The sequence below is a fragment of the Ruegeria sp. AP7 genome (assembly GCF_056539905.1).
In genome coordinates, this window is sequence record NZ_JBQFVT010000008.1 from 21972 (window position 1) to 42856 (window position 20885).

Below are 20885 nucleotides of genomic sequence, written 5' to 3' on the forward strand. Positions count from 1 at the left end.
TACTCTCTGCATTTAAGCCCAACATTTGCTTTGCGGCCATAGTTTAAAATCGCCGAAAACGTTACGCTGTCGGGCCCCAAGACGCGCCGCGCATAAGCTGGTTTTCCTGACTGACCAGAAACGCCCGTATCTCAGCCAATGGGAAAGCTTCGATACCGAGGAGTTTTTCCCAGAAGTAGCGGCGTTCTGCGTCGTCCTCAAACCTCCAGATATGCACCAATTGGTGCAGCGCTCCAGTGTCGGTGATGAAATATCCCACGCAGTTTTTCGCGAGACCGGCCGCTTCGACTACGGGCCAAGCCTTCTCTCGGTAAAGCGAAACTAGTCCTGGCATTTGCCCCATGTGCACCTGATACGTACGACGTTCATATAGCGGCATAGTTAATTCCTTTATTTGCCTCGTGTCGTAGAGGCTTTTTGACACCTCATGGTGTCCAATTGTCCCTTTATAGCATGGACATCACCAGACAAGCTCCAGTCATTTAAGTACCGACATTATTGACGCGCCTTACACTTATCAAATCTAAGCAAGAAGCGAAAAATTCTCTCTGCCGTGGATCCGTCAAGCGCTTTCTGTGCTTGCACAGTACCGTTTGTTTTGGGCTCAAACGGGACACTCGGCGTTCACAATGAGGAGCGTCAGCTGTGCGAACAAGGCTGCCGTTTGCTGCGGCGCAGAGCTCCGGAACCAATTGAAGGATTGCTCAGAAGGCGGAGTGGACGAACAGAACTATCTTTCGCTGTCTCGTCTAAATGCGCGGACCCCTCATTGTCTATCTTAGGGCAAAAGCCTTCTTCTACTACAGGATCGATACATAGCTAGCGGCGGACGCTCTACTTAGAAAAAAGGCCAGTAGAAGAAAATACAACAATATCGGGGCAGCAAATATAGCCTTTCTTATCATAGGTTTTAGGGAGCTATTCTTGTCCGGGCCAAATGTTTCGACCTCGGCGTCGTTTAAAGATGGGAATAGCTCCCTTTTTCTTTGCTTAACCATAGTCAACTCGTAATAACTATTTATTCTTTTTTCAGATCCCACATGAACCGAGTGTTAATGCTCCAATTATTTCCGCTTTTGTGGTTTTTTTGATCGCTGCTGGAGACAAAACTTTAGAACTACTGCTATTGTTAACAGTCTTTTATTCCCAAGTGATTCTTTTGGAGACAAAGGCTAAGATTTTAATATTAAATTAAAAATAACGACTCCTGAAAGTCGGAGAGCTGCCACATTACGGCCCTGTTTGAGCAACATTCTTAGGGATGGCATTCGTTCGCCGCCGCTGACCCGTATTTCTCTAAACGAAAAGGGTTTCTGCCGTGTTGAACTTCCTTAAAGTGAGCGTCTCCGCACTCGTACTGTCTGCATTTGTAGTCGCGCCAATCGTGACCGTTTTCGCCACCGATTACGCATATGCAAAAAATTTTAACGGCAAAGGTGGAGGTAACGGCGGCGGAAAAGGGGATAACGGAGGTGGCAAGGGTGGCGGAAAGGGTGGCAACAGCGGTGAAAAAGATGCCAAAAAGGGATGGGGTTCAGACAAAACTCTCAACGGGACAAACACGAAGTCTGCGAGCAAAAGTCATAAGTCAAAGAACGGCAGTCGTTTAGGTAGGGCTGTGAAGGAAGACTTCCAGACTTTAGGCCGCAACCTGAAGCAAAACGGCGTCAAAGGTCTGTTCAACGGGAACAAGGCTCGGACCACCACAACACGAACAAATAAAGCGAGTGTTAAACAATCCCCGAGACCACCAATCAGAAAAGCAAAACTCTTTGATGATGGTACACTTGCCCCGCGCAACCTCGGCAAACTGAATGGTGCCATTAACTCCAGTATAAATGCAAAACTCGCGCATATCGCGAACGGACAGTATGCGAAAGCTACGGGGTCGGTAAGCCTATCCGCTGGCCTTGCAGTAGCCGACGCAAATTTCAGTCATGTCATGGGTGAAGATAACGACTTGAGCTCTGAAGAAGTGAAGGAAGTTGCTGCGGCGTATGATTATTTGGACACGGCTTCAATGACGCTTGAGGAAGCTGAACAGGTTCTTGCCGATGACGCGGCCACTCCCGATGCGATTGCACCTGAAGATTTAGAAATCGCACAAGCGGTGAAAGATGCGTACGACGTAACAACAGATGAGGACGGAAATAAGATAGGGCAACCGACGGACGATCAGTTGGCGGCTGCGGAGGCGGTGCATGACGCGGAGGCCAGTTTGTTGGGGCATTACAAAGGCGACTTTTCTGAGGACAGAATCGTCGCGGAGGAACAGCAAGACCGCGTCCTTGACGCCGTCCGTGCCTCCAATCCCGATGAAGAATCGGTTAAAGCCACACTTGGCACTTCGGATGAGGGAAGCGTTTATGCCGACGGCCAAGAGGACGATGATGTTGATGGCGAACTGGAGGAAGTAGATCAAAACCCGGATGGAGAGCCGGAAGACGAATTTGCAAGTAACGGCTGAACGTAAAGTTAGAGGCCCGAAGGCAAGGATTTAGACGCTATTTCGACAGTACCAGCCTCCCGTCGGATTGAAACTGGTCCACTAGTTAGATGGCACTTTCACCAATTTGGGGCCACCTAAAACAAAACTTACGCGAAACTATTTGGTCCGCTCTGGGCTTTGAGCGGAAGATGAACCGGAGATTTCGAATGTCAGCTGTGTGGCCGATCAAGACTATTTAGTTACGGCAAACATTAGCTTCCGACCGAAGTCGCAGGTAAGAAATGTTTGCCAAGCGCTGAGACTGGTCATCTCAATGTCTATTTTCAGTGAGCTTCATGCCTATGCTATAGACTCGCCGACGACGTTACCAATTGCATTGGCCGCAGCCAGTGCCGGATCGCTGTCAACATGCGCGTAACGTGCGGTTGTTTGAGTTTGTGTATGCCCTAGCAAGCGCCCAATAATAGGAAGGGCAACGCCTTGCCCCACAACGATGCTGGCGGCGGCGTGGCGAAGATCATGTATTCTGATGTCTTTCAGATCCGCGGCTTTTCAGATCATTTTCCAAGGCTTCGACAAGTTAACCAATGGCGCGTCCTGTTTTTGCCGGGGAACATGTGAGCCGAATCCGGAGCGCGCGTAGTTACTTTCTGTGAGTCTAGAATTTTAATAGCTCGGTCTCCCAAAAAAGTGGTTTCGCCCCAGTTTTACTATCGGGCAGAAAGATGACCCGACGCCCCCAATCGATCCAATCCCATTCGCAGGTGGCGATTTCGTTCCTTCGCGCACCTGTCAGCAATAGGACCCTGATTAGGTTGGCTACATCCGGCCAAATTGTGCCGTCGTCTACCAGATCGCGCAGCGCCTTCCCGAGCCGTTCGAGTTCAGGACCGGACAAGTAACGTTCCCGTGACTGTTCTCCAAACTTCTTAACAAATCGGCACAGATTAGTTCCTTGCTCCCGCCATTCCCAAGGTTCGCACTTGTTCATCAACGACGACAATAAGGCCAGCATTCGATTATGCCCATTTTTGTTCACCATCGCTTCGGTTTCGGCGCAATGTTAGGCCAAGTCCAAACACGGTTACATCGCCCAGAACTGAGATTGCACGATGCGCGATTGCTGCACCCAGACCGGCTCCCTGGTCGATGAAGAGCCCAAGGCCGAGCGCGATGATCCCGTCCCGAATGCCGATGCCACCGGGTGCCCCTGGCATCAAAAACCCTGCAACCCAGGCGGTGGTAAAGATCGCCATGCATTGCCACATACTGGCACCGCCCTCGGGGTAGATCGCTAGCGCAACACACCAGAGTGATACGCCCAGCATCAAGAAGTTGAAGCTATGCAGCGACAGCACGATTATACATTTCAAAAAAGAGAGTTGTGGTTTCCCTGCCTTGTGCCAGGTCACGATATGACCAATCGCGATACAGGCCAGAAGCCCAAAGAAAATTAACACCATCTGTCCATCGAGCCAGGTTTCGGGAAGGTCTGCCGTTATCGCAGCGACCAACTCAGGCATGGTCAGCAGCAGAATCCCGACGATCATGACACCGCTGGTGAACAGGAAACCAACCTCGAGCAGGAGCGAAGACGCGATAATAGCGGATGGCACCCCGTCGGCCCGCGCAAGCGCGAAGCGCCCCAGAAGATGGGCCACGTTTCCGGGGATGTATTTCCCGATCTGCGATACCAGAAGCTGGCTTTCGGCGCGGGCGCGCGGCAGGTACACATCATGAATGCTCAGCGTCACCCGCCAGGCCACCGCGCCGACGAACTGCGACAGAACGTAGAGGATGAACCCACCTGCATAAGCAAACCGGGCGCTACCTGATCCAAGGTCGAGCACCGTAATCTCCCCCGCATGGCGCACCAGAATAACTCCGATGAAAACCAGGGCGGCGACAGTTCCGATATAGCGCAGGACTGTGGCCATCTCTTTAGATCTTGCGCGCAACTACAAGAAATCCGTTTCCGAGTTCGGTTTTTACAAACGGACGCTGTAACTGGCAAAACACCCGCATTGCTGCCACCGCGGGTATCGAGGAAAACAAAGGCCAGAAGCGACTTTCAACAGAACGGTCGCTGCCGCTTTCGTCTGTAAGATCGTTCAGTTTTTTACCTATCTTAGCATTGGTTTTCAGCATCTTTCCATAGGCCCGAGCACGCCAGTGCTCCATGATATTGGCCAACGGAAAGCCGTAGCATTCGACGGTTTCGACGGTGTAGCCAGCGTCCTGAATTGAACGTATCAGAAGCTCTTTGGTGTAACGCCGAACATGACCGGCCCAAACATCCGCCGCGTTCCAGCGGGACGGGTGCGCAGGTGTAGACAAAATCAGTCGCCCACCTGGCTTCAGATAGGTTTGCCATTCTCTCATGGCCTCAATGTCTTGCTCAAGATGCTCAATCACTTCAAATGACATGATCAGATCGAACGAGCTTTTCCAATCCGGATCGAGCTCGGGCACGAGCGTCATCGGGCCGGCTGGAGTATTGAGCGCCCCTGCCAGTTTCAGGGCCTGCCGTGAACGATCCACGCCATAGGCTTCGAAACCCCGTGCCGCCAACTCGGACAGCAGCGCAGCCGGTCCACATCCGATGTCCAGAACCCTGCAAGGCGCCAGATTTCGGACGTGCCGCATAACCCGGTCGCGCCTCAACAGATAGCGCGGTGCGGGCACCCAGTTGGCATGCGGCAACGCCGGGCCGAAATGCTTGTGCCGGGTGGCAGAACCGCAATGCCCGGCAGGAGTAAGCGTCGTATCTGTCATATCGTTCACAATTCTATCCGGCTTGAAGGGTGTAGCGAAACAAGTATCGGCAAAGGACCTGGGCGATCTCGGGCGGTTGCGCCATGTCCAACCTGTCCGCCGGCAGCGCCGGATAACCCTCGGCCCGCAAGTCGGCGATGGCGTTCAGCAGCGCCCCGGGATCGGAATGCTGGATCAGTTTCAAACCCGGTGTGTCACTGCCGAAGGTTTCCGTCATGGCAGGTGAGTGCCGGGTGATGACCGAACGGCCCGACATCAGCGCCTGGTAAACCTTGTTCGGCACCACCGACGCGGCCTTGCCGGAGGCGCCAAAAATGCCCAGGCAAATATCGGTGCGCGAGATCGCCTCGGTCAGTTCTTCATACGGAACCCAATCCTGCCAGGAGATGTGATCATGTGCGGTCCCCTCCAATGCAGTGTCGAGCAATTTGCGTTCCTGCCCGGTGCCGATCAGATGCCAGTCGATCTCGCGGCCTCGCTCCGAAGTCGCGGCGGTCAGTATCGTCTCAAGCCCGTGTAGCGGGATAAGCTGGCCATAGAACAGCACCCGCGTGGCGCCGTCATGGAGCGCAGGTGCCGGTAGGCGCCGGAAAGACCCCGGCTCACCTCCGACCGGCACCGCACCCAACCTGTGTTCGGGCAAATTGAAAATCCTCGCAATGTGCCCGGCATGCGCCTTTGTGTCGAGCAAGACACGGTGCGCGGCTCGGCAGGCCAGCCATTCGGTGGCCCAGAGCATCCACGCTGCCGGTGTTTTAGCCGTGACGATGCGACGATCATTGATGACGGTGTCGTAGAGCGAAAGGAACATGTCCCAGGTTATCTGTTGCCGCCGCAACCGAGCAAATGGCCACAGCGCCAATGTATCTAGAGCCCCAAGATAAGGTACGAGCACAGCATCGTGTTGGGGCGCACGCAGATAGCGCAGGATCAAAAGTGGATAGGCTAGCAATGCGCGGAGTAACACTCTGATCATCACCGCCAGGTTCAGCTGGCTTTTATCAGCGTGCTGCGGCCAAATTTCGGCGTGGATCTCGATCACCTCTACGCCAAGATCTTGCAGCCCTGCGCGCAGAATTCGAGTGCGCGGTTTGCTGAGGTCGTAGGTGCCCCAAAAAACTACCCGCCTGTCACAAAGTTCGGGCACCGCCGGAGCGGCGCGTGCCGCCGGGGGGGTGGGGGACATATCGGTGTTCATAGGGACAACATCCGGAAGCCGACATAGATATCATTGTCCAGGCTTCCCGGAGCCACCGGAGCCACGCCGGTATCCCAGATCAGCCTGACGGTAACGCCTTCCGGTCCGGAGATTTCCACTGGTTCCGTTCCCACGTTGAGCACGTCGCCAGACTCAACGACACTTGAATTGATCTGTATTGGTTTACTGGCTTCTACCCGATAATTTCCGGAGAACGGAAGCGCGAGCCAGTCGGGTCCGCTGGTGAGTGTAACCGCCCCCCCGGCAAGCCAGATCGATCCCGAATAATGTACGTATGACTCGCGCAGTATTGCGTGGTCCTCAGGCAGCAGGACCGGCGCGATGCCGTCCGACAACATTGGATCCATCGTCTGCGCCAGCGCGGTTTTGTTGGCGATTAGCAAGGGCGGTTGATGCTCCGCGATGATCCCGTCAAAGACAGGATGGCCTGCTGTCCGATAGTGCGCGACTCCCCAACCTGACATGAAGAACCCAGGATTTGGGAAAGTCGCGATCATGTGGCTATCGTCGATATAGGCCACCGGTTCAGGGAAAAGGCGATGTATCTCCGCAATGGTGGCGTGCTGGGTGTCCGCGCGATCAGGCAGGGTCCAGACTACCTGAACACAGAACCCCGCCAGCATCACCATAACTAGCTGTGCCAGACGACGCGATGACCCCAACCGCTGTGCTCCGATCGCTACCGCTACCATCAGGAGTGGCACGGCGAAGGGGAAAAAATAGACAAAGGCATTGCGATAGATCACCACCGAAAGGAGCGGTGCAGCGAAGAGCATCAGCAAGAGAGCCCGCCGAGCGTTCCATCCGGCGCTCAACCCGATCCCCACGAGAATGATCTGTGGGAAGCTGAACATCACCCAGCTGAGAATCTCCGTCGCTCGCGGAAATATCCCGCTATTCAACAGTGTGGTGTTCAGCGCATCCTTCGCATTATTCGCGGCTTCATTGCCCTCGGCGACACTTATACCAGACGCGTGCCAGAGGTAGAGCAAAGCACATATGCCGCCTGCCAAAAAACCCGCAATGATGATCCGCATTACCACCGCGCGATTTTCAATCCTCCACACCAATACCGCCAGAAACGCAGGCAGGTAGAGCGCCGATTTGATCGTGACCAGAGCCGCCAAGGCACTCATTAGCGCCGCAGCCATCACTTGCCAGACTGACAGGCGCGTGGTCAGCAGAATCGCAATCGAAGAGGTCAGCAGCGCCGCAGCGATCGGATCGGCCCGGAAACTGGCACCGTGGGCCAGCACGAAGCCCGAGGTCAGGAAACCCAGAGCAGCAATATCGGCAAAACGCCGATCAGTGAAATGTCGGGCGATGCGGTGAACCGAAAATGTGGTCAGACCGAGACAGGCAACCATCACAAGCCGGGCTGCAAAGATCTGTTCCATCTCATGGCCCGGTAGCGCATCGAGCCATGTGAAGCCATGGACGAAGAAGGTCTGCATCGGCCGGTCCAGTCGACCATCGAGAAAGGCATGGACATGAGACAGAAAATAGAATTCGTCCCAGTTCACATTGTGAGTATAGGCCAGCACCAAAATCAGCGCGAAGACAACGGCAATGCTGGCACGCACGACGCCTTCTAGGGTGATAACTCCCGCTAGATTGTTGATCTTCTGACCGTCAATTACCGTGTTATCCATTCTCGACCGCCCTAGCCGGGTCGATGGTGATTACCTGGGTTGGTTTACGAGGTGTACGCAGTAATTCGCGGGCACGTATGTCTTCCAGCAGACTGCGGTTGGCGGCGATGAGATCGGCTAGGATACCAACTGCAAACAGGATTGTGGCCATCGCTAGCAACACGCCGGACAGAACCAGCGACTGCACGTGGCCGGCGCCCCCGTCGGTTGCGTAATAAAAAAGAAACCGACCCACACCAAATATGCCCGGCAGGGCAAAGATTGCCGAAAGCGTCAAGAAAAACCGCAGCGGCGCGTAGATCACAAAGACTCTCAGGATGGTTCGAGCTGAGCGGGTGACATATTCGGGGATACCCCTGAATAGACGGGACGGGCGTGTCACCTTGTTGACCCGGACCGGCACTGAGGTCATCGGGATATGCTTGCGGCCTGCCTGAATGATCGTTTCCAGTGTATAAGTATAGGTGTTTACCACACAAAGCCTGGCGGCGGCATCGCGGGAATAGGCGCGAAACCCGCTGGGCGCATCGGGGATTTCCGACTTGCTGGCCAAGCGTACGACCCAACTGCCTAGCCGTTGCAAAGCCTTCTTCAACGGGGAGAAGCTTTCGATCTCGGTGATCGGGCGGGCACCGACTACAATCTGAGCCTGACGTTTTAGAATCGGATCGATCAGGGCCGGGATATCATCCGCGCAATACTGGTTGTCGGCGTCGGTATTGACTATCACATCGGCACCCAATGAAAGCGCATATTCGATCCCGGCGCTGAATGCGCGGGCGAGGCCGACATGGCTGCTCATCTTCAGGACGTGATCGGCCTTGGCACCCCAGGCGACGTCGACTGTTCGGTCGGTAGAGCCGTCGTCGACAACCAGCACTTCAACATCGCTGATGCCAGGAATGGACCGGGGAATAGCCGCAATCGCGTCTGCAAGTGTTTCCTCCTCGTTAAGCGCTGGTATTTGAACGATAAGTTTCATGCTCAAAGCTACATTAATAGTTTTAAGGTCAGAGTTATCGTTAGCATTAGGACGAAATTATGTCCAAAAAGGGTAATTGTTGCGTAGTCAGAAACGATTGTCGAACCTCATTGAAGCAAATTGTGTCAAGACCCTGTAGTACGACGGTTATGATACTGCGCAGCGAAAGGGTAGTTTGAATTTCACGCTGCAAACTGGCTTTCTATGGTCGCCACGGCGACAAAACAGAACTGCCGCAAGGATCATACTGGATACGTGAGAGCTTTCCGCTAGAGCATTAGCTGCACCTTTGATCCAAAGTCCGCTTCCTGTGGATTGCGTTGAAAAACTCGGTTCTACAATCGCGTTGGTGTGCTTCCCGATTACTTTCGGTGCGTGCCAGTCATCTGCTTCCTTCTATAATCTTTAATCAAATGGCTCGGGTTGTTGAGGATTGCTGAGGTATTGTCAGCAATTAGTTAAGGATGTCGCAAAATTGCTCTGGCTACCTGCTATCAGATTCGTTCGCCTCCAGGTATCACAATTGACATTGATTTAAGCTTTAAGGTGTTGCCATGACGACTGTACGCACCCCGACTGAATACCGCGCGCCTTGCGAGAGATCGAGTATCTATGGGGATCGGAACCAGATACCGAGGAAGGCAAGCAGCTTGCGGAGTACTTGTCAGCAATAGAGCAATACGAGCGGCTGAACACCACAGAACCAGTGATGCAGGGATTGTGAAGCTCAGACTCGAAATGGGGGCGTGTGGGCGAGAGAGAGGGCTCAAGCGATAGAAGCGGTGCAGTGGTGCAACAGGTCAAGCTTCAAGTACCGTTCATGCCCTCAACCATAAGTAATATGCATAGATAGTTGAGCGGATTGACGCCTTGAGCAAGGCAGGCTTCCGCCACGTAAATCATGATGTTCTTTTCGGTCATCGACGGTTGCCCTAAGTCCAATGTGAGACTTGCTTGGGGGCAAAACATGAAACTAAGTGCGATTGAAGTCGTCTTTATACTATTGGCGAGTGCAGCGGCAGTAGCGGGTTTTTTAGGAGCGGCAAACGCACTGATTACAGCTATCTGAGCAGATGCCCGGATGCTGTGCAGCTAATTTACTGAACGGGCATTGATATTGCTGGGGTTGTGGGCCTGCCATTTGTCAGACCAATGCTCGCTCCATTTCACGCGCCAGAGCCATCAGGCGATTACGCTCAGCCCACAGCGCCTTAGCGCCCTCTGATTGCCGCCTACGGCCCTCGGCAGTCTAAACGCCATATCCAACATCTGAGTGGGCTTCACGTTCCAGCTCATAGACAGGCCTTGGGCACTCGGATCGCGCTGCGTCGGGATGGGAACGCCGTTCACGATCCAGTTCTGCAGGGCATACAGCTCTGCCCATGTCATTTCAGGTCTGCCGAGTCGTCCGCACATTCAGCAAGCTTAGCAAAACAGGGGGAACGTTTGGTGAGCTTTTTGATGTTTGGCGACGAGACTAACGGCAATTGTGCGGACGAAGTAGCCATCGAATGCGCGATCAACCAATGCTTCGACACAAGCTAGAGCTATTCCGCCAGAACTCTCCCTTCGAGCTTTTGAGCGATTGGAGACAACCCGAATTTTCTTGAAAACTCTCGGCTAAATTGCGTCGGGCTTTCGTAGCCCACCTCGTATGCAGCGGCTGCGACGGATAGGCCGTTAGACGACAACAACCTCCTGGCTTCCAGAAGGCGAAGATCCTTTTGGTACTGCAACGGTGTGGTGGCGGTCACGGATTTGAAATGCTCATGGAACGCAGAAAGACTCATTCCGCACTCCGATGCCAACTCGGGAACCGCGATGTTTGTTTTGAAGTTGTTGCGAATGATGGCAATCGTTTTCGAGATCCGGTTGGCCGGGCTGCCTTGGAGCAATAATTGCCGCAACGTGCCACCGTGCTCAGCGCGCAAAAGTCTGAAATGGATCTCTTTTAGCGCCAGAGGAGCGAGTGCACGTGCTTCCACCGGGTCTTTGGATAGTCGGAATAAACGGTCCATTGCGTCTATTAGTGCAGTATCGGATGCCGCTACATTCAAAGAGCTTATGTCGTGGTCCGCTTGATCTACGCCGCCGATTTCATCATAGAGGCTACGAGCGAGCGCAAGGTCGAGCCGCAACGCAAGCGCCGCATAGGGGGCGTCAGGGCTTGCCTTGATCACAGCCGCTTCCACTGGAACTGCGTGGCTAACGATCAAGGCGTCGCCGGCTCCGTAGCGAACCACACGGTCGCGCATGTAAGCTTCCTTGGCCCCTTGAAGCACCAGGCACATGATCGGTTCATAAAACGATGCCGCGCATTCCGTGGTTGCGACGTTCGCGATTGCGTAAAGTCCATCAACGCCTGTTTCACATCCCATGCCAAGGCTTCCAGCATTTTCAACATGACTGAAAACATCTTTGATCAGAGTTTCTGGCACCATTAGGGCATCTCCTTTGCTCAAGAATTATAGGCTCCTAGCAACTATGTTGAACACAAAAGGCTATGCGACCGGAGAAATGGGCAGATCATTTGGACGATCGGGCACGGCGCTCATTGGCTACGATGCTATCTGGGAGGAATATAAGATGAGGAATCCTCTCGCATGACCCAGACTATTTTGATTACCGGTGCTTCGTCCGGCATAGGCAAGGAAACCGCAAAGTTGTTCGCCGACCGCGGATGGAACGTAATTGCGACAATGCGTGCACCGGAAAAGGAGGAGGATCTGACGGGAAAAGACAACATTCTCGTCACACGACTCGATGTGACGGATGCTGCGTCAATCGAAGCAGCTGTGGCGGCCGGGATGGATAAATTCAACAAGATCGACGTGTTGATGAACAACGCAGGATACGGTGCATATGGTCCGCTTGAGGCGTTTCCAATGGACCGCGTCCGCCGGCAGTTTGACACCAACGTAATCGGGTTGCTGGAAACGACAAAGGCCCTTCTGCTGCATATGCGTGCCAATCGGTCAGGCACGATCGTCAATATCTCTTCGATTGGTGGCCAGATGACTTTTCCGCTTGGGACGTTGTATCACGGTACGAAGTTTGCCGTGGAAGGGATTTCCGAAGCCCTGCACTACGAGCTTGAGGCTGCGGGCGTCAAAGTGAAGCTTATTGAACCTGGAATGATCGCGACCGAATTTGGTGGACGGTCGTTTGACTTCGTCAACGATGAAGAAATGACCGAGTACCAGCCAGTAGTTCAAGCTTTGTTTGCTGCCTGGGGTAGCGAGGAAATGAGGTCACAGGTGTCTCCGCCGAGTGTTGTGGCAGAGGTCATCTGGGCCTCAGTGACCGATGGCACAAACACTCTGCGCTACCGCGCCGGCGCGGATGCGGTTGAGCTTCTGAACAGCCGAAAAGCCCTGGATGACGAGGCCTTTATCGGTGGGATGAAAACACAACTAGGTTTGCAATCCAGTTGAGGGCACCGGTCTCGTGACGACTAGTCCAGTCTACACAAAGAAGGATGACCATACCGATTGGGGCTCTAAATAACTCGCAATAAGAGCGCAGGATCCGGTGACTACAAGAACGGCCTGACTGAGAGACAGCGAAGTTTTCAAACGCGAACAGTCCACCGACGAAAAGGAAGATAGATAGCCATGGCAATATCACTAAAACTGAATGGCCAGATGCGAACGGTCGAGGCCGAACCCGGAACGCCGCTGCTTTGGGTGATCCGGGACGAACTCAAGCTGACTGGAACCAAATTCGGATGTGGCGTTGCCTCTTGTGGAGCATGTACCGTGCATATGGACGGTCAGCCGGTGCGCTCCTGCCAGACATTTATTGAGGATGTTGAGGACGCTGAGATCACCACAATCGAGGATATGGAAAATGACAAGGTCGGAACAGCCGTGCAACAAGCCTGGCTCGAACTAGATGTTGTGCAATGTGGCTACTGCCAGTCCGGTCAGATCATGAACGCCGTTGGTCTTTTGCGCGAGAACGCCAATCCGACCCCCGAAGAAGTCGACGATTACATGTATGGCAACGCGTGCCGCTGCGCGACCTACCAACGCATCCGTGCAGGTGTTCTGCGCGCGGCTGAGATTTTGGAGGCTTGAAAGTCATGACTGCAAGTATTTCCCGCAGGGGATTCCTCCAAACCGCCGCGGCAGCCACGACCGTCCTCTATGTCGGAGCAAAGGCAGATGGTGCTGCAGCCGCATCGGGACGCGCCGATGCAATTTTGAACCCGTTTGTAAAGATCGACAGCGACGGCAACGTCGTCGCCATCATCAAGCACTTCGAAAAGGGGCAAGGTCCAGCCACCGGTTTGTCGACCTTGATTGCCGAGGAACTGGGAGTGACTATGGACCAGATCGGGTTCGAATTCGCGCCCTCGAACCCCGAAGTCTACAACAACCTGTTGTTTGGCCCGTTCCAAGGCACGGGCGGCTCAACGGCTATGGCCAATTCCTGGATGCAGTACCGCACTGCAGGCGCCAATGCGCGCGAGATGTTAATCAAAGCGGCCGCTGAGGTGTGGGGAGTAGACGCCGCGACGTTGGACATTCAGGCAGGCCTGGTCACTGGCGGCGGGAATTCCGCGCCACTGGGCGACTTCGTTGCCGTGGCGGCGGACATTGCCCCTTCTGAAAGCCCGCGCCTGCGCGATCCCTCCGAATGGAAGATCATTGGCAGCGACGCCACACGCCGCGTTGACAGCCCCATCAAAGTGAACGGCCAAGCCAAATTCGGAATGGACGTGCACTTGCCCAACCAGATGGTTGTCATGATCAAGCGCACGCCTCAGCGTGGGGGCCTGGTCGCGGGGTTCGACGACAGCGCTGCGAAGGAGGTTACGGGCTTCATCATGGCGATGCCCCTGCCCACGAACCACGGGGTCGCTGTCTATGCAGAGAACACCTGGGCCGCCATTCAGGCGCGGAACGCGGTTGAAGTGGACTGGGACATGTCTGGGGCCGAGACACGCTCTTCGGCTGAAATCCGGGACGAGGTGATGGCCGCACTTGATGCCGCGCCCGTCTACAACGTCAACAAAGTAGATCGGGGCACAGTCAGCGCTTCGGTTGATAACGCGGCGATCATTGTCGAAAAGACGTTTTACTTCCCGCTACTGGCCCATGCGCCGATGGAGCCGCTCAACTGTACCATTGAGCAGACGGCCGAAGGCGACATCGTCCTGCATGATGGTGCGCAAATGCCGACGGGTCCGCATATGGCTTATCAGCAGATATTCCAATTGCCGCCGGAAAAGATCCGAATCAATACCATGCTGACCGGAGGCTCCTTCGGGCGCCGTGCAACCCCTGACGCCGACTATCAGGTCGAAGCCGCATTGGCCTTTGTGATGACAGATCGCTCGCGGCCTGTGAAACTGGTCTGGGATCGAGAGGATGACATCCGCGGCGGATACTACCGACCTGCAACGGGTCACAAGGTGCGAGTCGGTCTGGACGCCGAGGGCAATATCGCAGCCTGGGAGCATCAGGTCGCCGGCCAGTCGATTATGAAAGGCACTCCCTTCGAGTCGTTTACTGTTCAGGACGGTATTGACCACTCTACGGTCGAAGGCCTTGCAGACAATCCTTACACCATTCCGAACATATCGGTGGGCCTGACGGATGTTAAAAAGGCCACGACGGTTCTGTGGTGGCGTTCTGTGGGTCACACGCACACAGCATATGTGATGGAAGTGATGATGGACATGGCCGCCAAGGCTGTGGGCCGCGACCCGGTCGAATTCCGCTTGGCGTATCTAGAGGGCGGAGACGACGACGCTGTACGTAAGGCAGGCGCACTGAAACTGGTTGCTGAGAAAGGCAATTGGGGCCGGCCAGCGGTCGGTAATGTCCAAGGGATCGCCGTTCACAAATCCTTTGGCTCTTACGTGGCAGAGATAGTAGAGATTTCCGGCAGCCTTGATGACGGTATTCAGATCGAAAAGGTCACCGCAGCCGTGGATTGCGGCATCGCTGTCAACCCGGACATTGTTCGCGCCCAAACGGAAGGGGCGATCGGTTACGGAATTGGCCACGCAATGCGCGAGCAGATTACACTTGATGGTGGAACGGTGGAACAGTTCAATTTCCCCGACTACGAACCGCTGCGGATCTCCGACGTCAAGAGCATAGTTACGCACATTGTGCCTTCGGCCGAGGCGCCAACGGGGATTGGGGAGCCTGGGACGCCTCCGGCAGCGCCTGCCCTAGCCAATGCCATTGCACAGCTTGACGTGCGTATTGCAGAACTGCCTATGAGGGACAACGGCGTATCGTTCGCCTGACCATGGAAGCGCACCACGGATGTTCCATCTGTGGTGCGGCAACACCCTAGCAAAAAAAGAATTCCGTCGTCTGCTTTCGTCACTAAGACCTTTGGGATGTATCAGCTTTGGGCTCAGAGCCGACATCCGACTAAACCGGAGTGATGACTTAGAATTCGTCACCTTCTGACAGTTGGCCTGCCTACCCCCCATTTATAGCGGGCTGAATATGGCGGGCCACATGTGGTATACTGCCTTGGACTCCCAAATTGATAGTAGGGGAAGAACCCACCGTCTCACAAATGATTGAGAGTGAAGGTGGTGAGGGGCTGGATGAGGGGGTCTTAGCCAGCCCCTCTCTCTTGAGGGGGTATACGGAGTGGTAGTGTTGTTCCGTTGAATTCAATCTACCCTGTTAGTGCCTTGTCCGAAATTGGGGGATTCCCGTAGACCCCTTATTTTCTGATCCCAGACACAATTCAAACACGCTGTACCGATACAAAGCAGGAGCGGCGTGCCTTGATGGAGATTGGCGATTTCTATGAGGGGGTACGCGTTCGGCGCGTCGTACCTTTTGAAACGAAGATAAAACTGTTTGTGCAAACCAGCCATCGACACGAATTTAGTCAAAAAAGCTGGTCCGAAACGTGCAATCTAGCTTAGCCTTACAGGTACGGATATCTGACAACGCATACCATGCCCATTTTCGAGGAAGAGGCCCAATGTTTAACAGAACTCTCTGCATGGGGATCACCTTTGCCTTGTTCGTTACGACCGGTCTAAAGCCAACAACCGCGAATGCCAGTGATGCTGGAGACGTTATCGCAGGTGTCGCACTCGGGGTTTTAGGGGCATCCATAGCGCGGCATCACCACCATCATGGGTCGCATTATCAGAAGCACCCAAGTCTTTCTTCAGAGGAAAACGCAGTCGGGCTTTGTATGCACCGAACGCATGCCGCAATGACTAATCAGGGCTACTACGCCGTGGATTTCCAACGCACACTCTCGTACACGACAAATGCAGACGGGATTGATTTAATTGATTTGGAGGTCGCGAGATCCAGCGATAGTACCGATGCCCGCTCCTACATAAAAGCTCACTGCGCAATTCAAAACGATGCCGTGGTCAATTTCAGGTACTCAAATTACTGAGTAAAGTTACGGGCAAACATAAGATGCTAGGCCTGTTGTTATCCATGGCGCTCTTGCTCCCCTCGGCTCTCATGGCCGACAAATTGGCTACAAACGAGCTGAATGCGTTTCGCGGCGGTCAAGGTGTTCCAGCACTAAGTTACAACCCAAAGTTGGAGCAAGCCGCCAAGTCGCATGCCGATGACATGGTGAAGAGGGGGTTCTTCTCGCATACCGGCTCTAACGGGTCAGACGTGGGCGAACGGGTGCGCAAAACAGGCTACAACTGGTGTTTCGTGGCTGAAAACATTGCAAAGGGACAAAACGGTTTGGACGCTGTGATGGCAGCATGGTCGAAATCACCGGGACATCGAGCAAACCTGCTTTCTCGCAAAGCCAAGGAGTTCGCGCTTTATGAAGCGGCGGATCGTACTTGGGTTATGGTTTTAGCCGCACCCTGCAGGTAAATTTGCGCCATTCTCGACGCCGCAAAACGCCACCAGCTTCAATCCTCAGATGACTTCCAATGAAACGCAATAACTTTGGTATCATCCGACAATCCATTTTCATGCCAAACCTCTTCGACATGGGCATCCAGTTGCTCTTCCGTCTATCCCGGCTCCACCCAGGTGTAGTGTACCTTCGGTTCTGCTAAGATGATGAGAGAATACCGTTGCGACGGTGTTTATGTTTACTACTAGGCTCTGCGACATTGACTAGCTCTGGACCATCGAAGTGGGACTTTTGCGCCGCCAATACCATTCTTTGGAATTAATGGATCGACGTTGATTGCGACAAACCAATCCGTTGGAACAATCGCACAGGAGTGACGATTTTTATTGCGATTTGTAGCGATCAAACTTCAAAGCTCACGCCGACTGTAAACGATGTGTTCTCCCATTTGATCGTATTTGCCAAGCAACGCCGCGATATGATGAACTACATGGAGTTCGAGTGACCAAAACGCGCGTAGAAATACCGTTTCGTACTTTGTGAAAGTGCAACTCAGTTGATCTACCGTTAGCCAAGATGGCAAGGGTGCTGCATTCAGCTGCTGTCCGAAAGCCGCCAGACTTCCTGTTCACCAAATCCTCGGATCGTTCTGACCCCAATATTTTCAAGATCGAATTGGTCCTTCAGGACATGTGCGACTTCGCCCTGAACACTGATTTCCATCGGCTCGGAGAATTCCTGCAACCGTGAAGCGAGGTTCACGGCAGGTCCAAATATGTCGTAAACATACTTCTGAATTCCGACGACCGAGCCGACAACCGAACCCGAAGACAGACCAACCCGGCAATGCCATTGATGCGGATGGCTCAGATTGCGCCGGTTCAGATAGCGCACAAATCGGATGGCTGTGTTGGCGATTGCCTTGGCGTGATCCGGTGTCGGATCAGGCAATCCCGCCACAGTGATATACGCGTCTCCGATCGTTTTGATGCGCTCGCAACCGAATTGCTCACCTATACGATCAAACGCGCTGTATATGTCGTTCAGTTCAGTGACGGTCACGCTGGGGTCCTGCGAGGCGACCATTTCCGTAAAGCCCACAAAATCCAGCATCAGAACAGAGACAGGGTTGTACAGCTGTGGCGTCACCACACCAAAGGTTTTGTATTCTTCATAGACCGAACGAGGCATGATGTTGAGAAGCAGTTTCTCCACCTGCTCTTTTTCGCGTTTGATCTCTCTTGTGTTGCGCTCGACCATCATCGAATAGGAATCGATCATAGATTCCAACTCCTTGATCCGCGTGATGTTCTGACAGACAAGAACCAGGACGTCGTCTTTGGTGGAAGTGAAATCGAGTGCGATGATCAGCGTCCTGCGTTTCTTTTTGAACTTGATCTCCGATGCGTATCGCCCGTTATCCTCAAGGGCAGTCTGCATGGCCTCGGCATCCAGATCAGGAAAAAGCTCTTGCAACTGATTTGGCTCTGCTTCGTTGCTGAACCAGTCGTCAAACGTGTCATTGCGAAAATTGAAACGCAATGATTTACGATCCAGTAGCGCGACCCCTACGCCGATTGCGCGCAGGAGCTGTTCATTAATGGCTTCTATCTTCATGGGTCACCCGACAATCAATGGGCGGCGTTTGGCGAACTCTGCGACAACTGCCTCGACATCCTCGTCGGCCACACCGTGTTCAATCAAGGTCGCACGCAGCACCACCTCAAGCTCATCAAAATGAGCGTCGTTGATATCGAGATGTGAGTGTAGCTGTTTTAGCTGTTTGTCCGTATAAGACGCTGGTCCGCCAAGCAGGGAAGCAATGAATTTAGTCTGGTGATCAACCATCCGGGACATATCGACCTCGTCGAAGAATGGCCCGATGTCGTCGTTATCAAGAAGGGTATCGTAGAAGGAGAGGACGATCTTGCTAACCTGCGAAAATCCCCCGTACTTCTCATAGAGCGTGCGTTCAGCCATACCAAAACCCTTTCAAAATAGTACGAATAGGGAAGCGCTCCCATTGTCAAAGACTACAAATTCTACACAGTTCAATTCAAGTCTGCCGCCGTCGCTGCATTCTGACGCCATTCGGAGCTTTGCCGAAGGGCGTCAGGGTTCTAAAAACTATGTCAGCGGCGTTCGACGATAATCTCGGCATACTCGGAAGAAATGCACAGTGAATCGTTGGTCGAGATGTCGAACCTTTTGATCAGCGCCATCATGTCATTGCGCAATGATGTCTGACCTTCGGTATCCAACGCTTCGAATGCTTTTTGCATCGGGCCGTAGAACGTGCGGAAATATTCCATGAAATGCTCGGCTGACCGGTAGCGGAACATGAAGTTCTTGCGCCGAAACGATTTCACCGCGCACCGAGTGCCGAAATTCTGATCGATCCAGTCCCGGTTTCCCCACATCGCCGGAGAGTTCACGCCCGCAGGCGGCGTCACATGCTTGCCAATCGTTTTAAACAGTTGCCCGATAAAGCTTTCCGGGGTCCAGTTGGCCATGCCGATTTTTCCACCTGCCTTAACGACCCGCTGAAGTTCGGCAGCGGATTGTTTTTGATTAGGTGTAAACATTACCCCGAATGTGGACACTACCGCGTCGAATGACTGATCATCAAAGGGCAGGTTCTCGGCGTCTGCGACCTTGTAGTTTACGAACAGACCCTCGGCTTGGGCACGCTTGCCGCTGGCTTCCAGCAGGCTTTCGACATAATCGGTTGAGGTTACGTCGCAAAAGCGTCTGGCAAAGGCCAGTGTTGCGTTGCCGTTGCCCGCTGCCACATCAAGGATCGTTGAGTCTGCGCGCATGTCCATTGCTTCAGCAAGCTGTTCACCGGTTATCTGCAGCGTGACCCCGACTTTGCTGTAATCTCCGGCACCCCACGCTGCGTTCTGTTTGGCTTTGATTGCCGTGTAATCTGCTGTGGGTGCGATGGTTGATTGAATACCCATGATTGATGTCCTCCGGGTGTTGTGCTGACCCTAGATCAGCGGTTTCAAAATAGCCGCATCTTCTGAATGCGTTTGAGTTATGCAGCTTCGAGATCAGGCCAGCTGAAATCGGCGATCGGCCGCTCGGCATTGGCAACATGCTCGAAGATTCTTGAATTGACCCATTCCGGCTGGAAGATTGGCGCCATGTGTCCAAGCTCGGGCAACAATGCGATACGTGCATTGGGCAACGTCTTGGCGATGGCCACGGCGACATTCTGAGCGATCTCAGGGGATTCCAGACCGGTCATCACCAGGGCTGGCATCTCGAGATTGGCCAGATCCTTTAACGTCCAGCTCTCGGCAAACCCATTGGCAAAATCCGTCATGACTGAGGAAATCAGGCCCGCAAATTTCTTTTTGGCCTTGTCGGTCAGGTTGTCCCAAAAACCGTCTCCGTTCCAGAAATCAAGGAAATGCTGCATTCCTGCGGCCGCATCACCTTCGGCAGCAGCGCCAGATACCAACCCAGACAAAAGCTTGATCTGTTGAAACAAGCGACGTCCTTTGTTGTTCCCATGGGCCAGAAAATGAAACGCGGCCGGTTCATAGACAGTCAGGCTTTTGACCAGATCAGGGCGCATCAGGGCGATTTTGATCGCGATGCCGCCACCGTTCGAGTGACCGACCAAATGAACCGCGCTGCCCAGCTTTTCGATTTCTCTGATTACGGAGGCCGCCAAAATTGCCGCCCCCTTTTGGCTGTGATCGCTCGCCAAAGGTGCACGACCATAGCCGGGCAGATCAAAGGCATGAACATCAAAGCGACCGTCAAGATCGGCTTCCAGTTGGCTCCACTGAGCGCTGCTGGATGCGGAGGAATGCAATGCGACAATCGGTGCATTGCTTGCTTCGGTAGACCTAAATGAAATCGTCATCGTACTTACTCACTTGCGTTTTAGATGAGCAATAACTGACGGTTCATTGTTTCATTGAAATTTCCGAAACGGGCGCAAAGTGTTTCAGTTGTTGCTCT

At 53.7% G+C, this 20885-nt stretch carries 20 protein-coding genes; 6 read left to right on the forward strand and 14 right to left on the reverse strand.

All coding sequences use genetic code 11. From position 1 onward, the window contains the following. Window positions 1-61: 61 nt before the first annotated feature. Window positions 62-379, reverse strand: coding sequence for an NIPSNAP family protein (locus ACR0KN_RS14625; protein WP_480654554.1), 318 nt, complete (start codon window positions 377-379; stop codon window positions 62-64). Window positions 380-1318: 939 nt separating this feature from the next. On the opposite strand from ACR0KN_RS14625, the gene ACR0KN_RS14630 reads away from it, so the two are divergent. Beyond that, a complete protein-coding gene (locus ACR0KN_RS14630) occupies window positions 1319-2467 on the forward strand; it encodes a hypothetical protein (RefSeq protein WP_480654556.1) in 1149 nt (382 codons plus the stop codon). A gap of 321 nt (window positions 2468-2788) precedes the next feature. Here ACR0KN_RS14630 and ACR0KN_RS14635 read toward each other — a convergent pair whose 3' ends face one another. From ACR0KN_RS14635 to ACR0KN_RS14675, 9 genes are all read right to left on the reverse strand, one after another. After that, window positions 2789-2938 (reverse strand): hypothetical protein, encoded by a 150-nt coding sequence (locus ACR0KN_RS14635; protein WP_480654558.1) that lies wholly within the window; start codon window positions 2936-2938, stop codon window positions 2789-2791. A gap of 169 nt (window positions 2939-3107) precedes the next feature. Then, window positions 3108-3347 carry a site-specific integrase gene (locus tag ACR0KN_RS14640; protein ID WP_480654560.1) on the reverse strand — a complete coding sequence of 80 codons (240 nt, stop codon included), beginning with the start codon at window positions 3345-3347 and terminating at the stop codon, window positions 3108-3110. Between the two features lie 121 nt (window positions 3348-3468). Beyond that, on the reverse strand, window positions 3469-4386 hold the full coding sequence (locus ACR0KN_RS14645; protein ID WP_480654562.1) for a hypothetical protein: 918 nt from the start codon (window positions 4384-4386) through the stop codon (window positions 3469-3471). A 4-nt stretch (window positions 4387-4390) separates the two neighbouring features. Beyond that, a complete protein-coding gene (locus ACR0KN_RS14650) occupies window positions 4391-5224 on the reverse strand; it encodes a class I SAM-dependent methyltransferase (protein WP_480654792.1) in 834 nt (277 codons plus the stop codon). 13 nt (window positions 5225-5237) lie between these two features. Further along, window positions 5238-6410: a glycosyltransferase gene (locus ACR0KN_RS14655; protein WP_480654564.1), complete on the reverse strand. Its 1173-nt coding sequence runs from the start codon at window positions 6408-6410 to the stop codon at window positions 5238-5240. An 8-nt stretch (window positions 6411-6418) separates the two neighbouring features. Then, the gene (locus tag ACR0KN_RS14660; protein ID WP_480654566.1) at window positions 6419-8095 is read right to left on the reverse strand and encodes a hypothetical protein; all 1677 of its coding nucleotides are present in this window, start codon (window positions 8093-8095) and stop codon (window positions 6419-6421) included. Continuing rightward, entirely contained in the window at window positions 8088-9077 is a 990-nt protein-coding gene (locus ACR0KN_RS14665) for a glycosyltransferase family 2 protein (RefSeq protein ID WP_480654568.1), read from the reverse strand. The genes ACR0KN_RS14660 and ACR0KN_RS14665 overlap by 8 nt, the downstream gene beginning before the upstream one ends. 1182 nt (window positions 9078-10259) lie before the next feature. Next, window positions 10260-10466, reverse strand: coding sequence for a hypothetical protein (locus ACR0KN_RS14670; RefSeq protein ID WP_480654570.1), 207 nt, complete (start codon window positions 10464-10466; stop codon window positions 10260-10262). Between the two features lie 158 nt (window positions 10467-10624). Beyond that, window positions 10625-11518, reverse strand: coding sequence for an AraC family transcriptional regulator (locus ACR0KN_RS14675; RefSeq protein WP_480654794.1), 894 nt, complete (start codon window positions 11516-11518; stop codon window positions 10625-10627). A gap of 162 nt (window positions 11519-11680) precedes the next feature. On the opposite strand from ACR0KN_RS14675, the gene ACR0KN_RS14680 reads away from it, so the two are divergent. The 5 genes from ACR0KN_RS14680 (at window position 11681) to ACR0KN_RS14700 (ending at window position 16921) form a co-directional block, all read left to right on the forward strand. Further along, window positions 11681-12511, forward strand: a complete 831-nt coding sequence (locus ACR0KN_RS14680; RefSeq protein ID WP_480654572.1) for an SDR family oxidoreductase — start codon at window positions 11681-11683, stop codon at window positions 12509-12511. Window positions 12512-12691: 180 nt separating this feature from the next. Beyond that, complete coding sequence (locus ACR0KN_RS14685; protein ID WP_480654574.1) at window positions 12692-13156, forward strand: (2Fe-2S)-binding protein; 465 nt, start codon at window positions 12692-12694, stop codon at window positions 13154-13156. 5 nt (window positions 13157-13161) lie between these two features. After that, window positions 13162-15342 (forward strand): xanthine dehydrogenase family protein molybdopterin-binding subunit, encoded by a 2181-nt coding sequence (locus ACR0KN_RS14690; protein ID WP_480654575.1) that lies wholly within the window; start codon window positions 13162-13164, stop codon window positions 15340-15342. A gap of 701 nt (window positions 15343-16043) precedes the next feature. Further along, on the forward strand, window positions 16044-16475 hold the full coding sequence (locus tag ACR0KN_RS14695) for a hypothetical protein (protein ID WP_480654577.1): 432 nt from the start codon (window positions 16044-16046) through the stop codon (window positions 16473-16475). Between the two features lie 71 nt (window positions 16476-16546). Then, complete coding sequence (locus ACR0KN_RS14700; protein ID WP_238528758.1) at window positions 16547-16921, forward strand: CAP domain-containing protein; 375 nt, start codon at window positions 16547-16549, stop codon at window positions 16919-16921. A 580-nt stretch (window positions 16922-17501) separates the two neighbouring features. Here the strand turns inward: ACR0KN_RS14700 and ACR0KN_RS14705 are convergent. The 4 genes from ACR0KN_RS14705 to ACR0KN_RS14720 all read right to left on the reverse strand — a co-directional run bounded on the left by ACR0KN_RS14705 (window position 17502) and on the right by ACR0KN_RS14720 (window position 20787). Then, complete coding sequence (locus tag ACR0KN_RS14705; protein ID WP_170774543.1) at window positions 17502-18524, reverse strand: adenylate/guanylate cyclase domain-containing protein; 1023 nt, start codon at window positions 18522-18524, stop codon at window positions 17502-17504. Window positions 18525-18527: 3 nt separating this feature from the next. Next, window positions 18528-18887: a group I truncated hemoglobin gene (locus tag ACR0KN_RS14710; RefSeq protein ID WP_480654580.1), complete on the reverse strand. Its 360-nt coding sequence runs from the start codon at window positions 18885-18887 to the stop codon at window positions 18528-18530. A 152-nt stretch (window positions 18888-19039) separates the two neighbouring features. Then, entirely contained in the window at window positions 19040-19870 is an 831-nt protein-coding gene (locus ACR0KN_RS14715; protein ID WP_480654582.1) for a class I SAM-dependent methyltransferase, read from the reverse strand. 77 nt (window positions 19871-19947) lie between these two features. Further along, window positions 19948-20787, reverse strand: a complete 840-nt coding sequence (locus ACR0KN_RS14720) for an alpha/beta fold hydrolase (RefSeq protein WP_480654584.1) — start codon at window positions 20785-20787, stop codon at window positions 19948-19950. Between the last annotated feature and the right edge of the window lie 98 nt (window positions 20788-20885).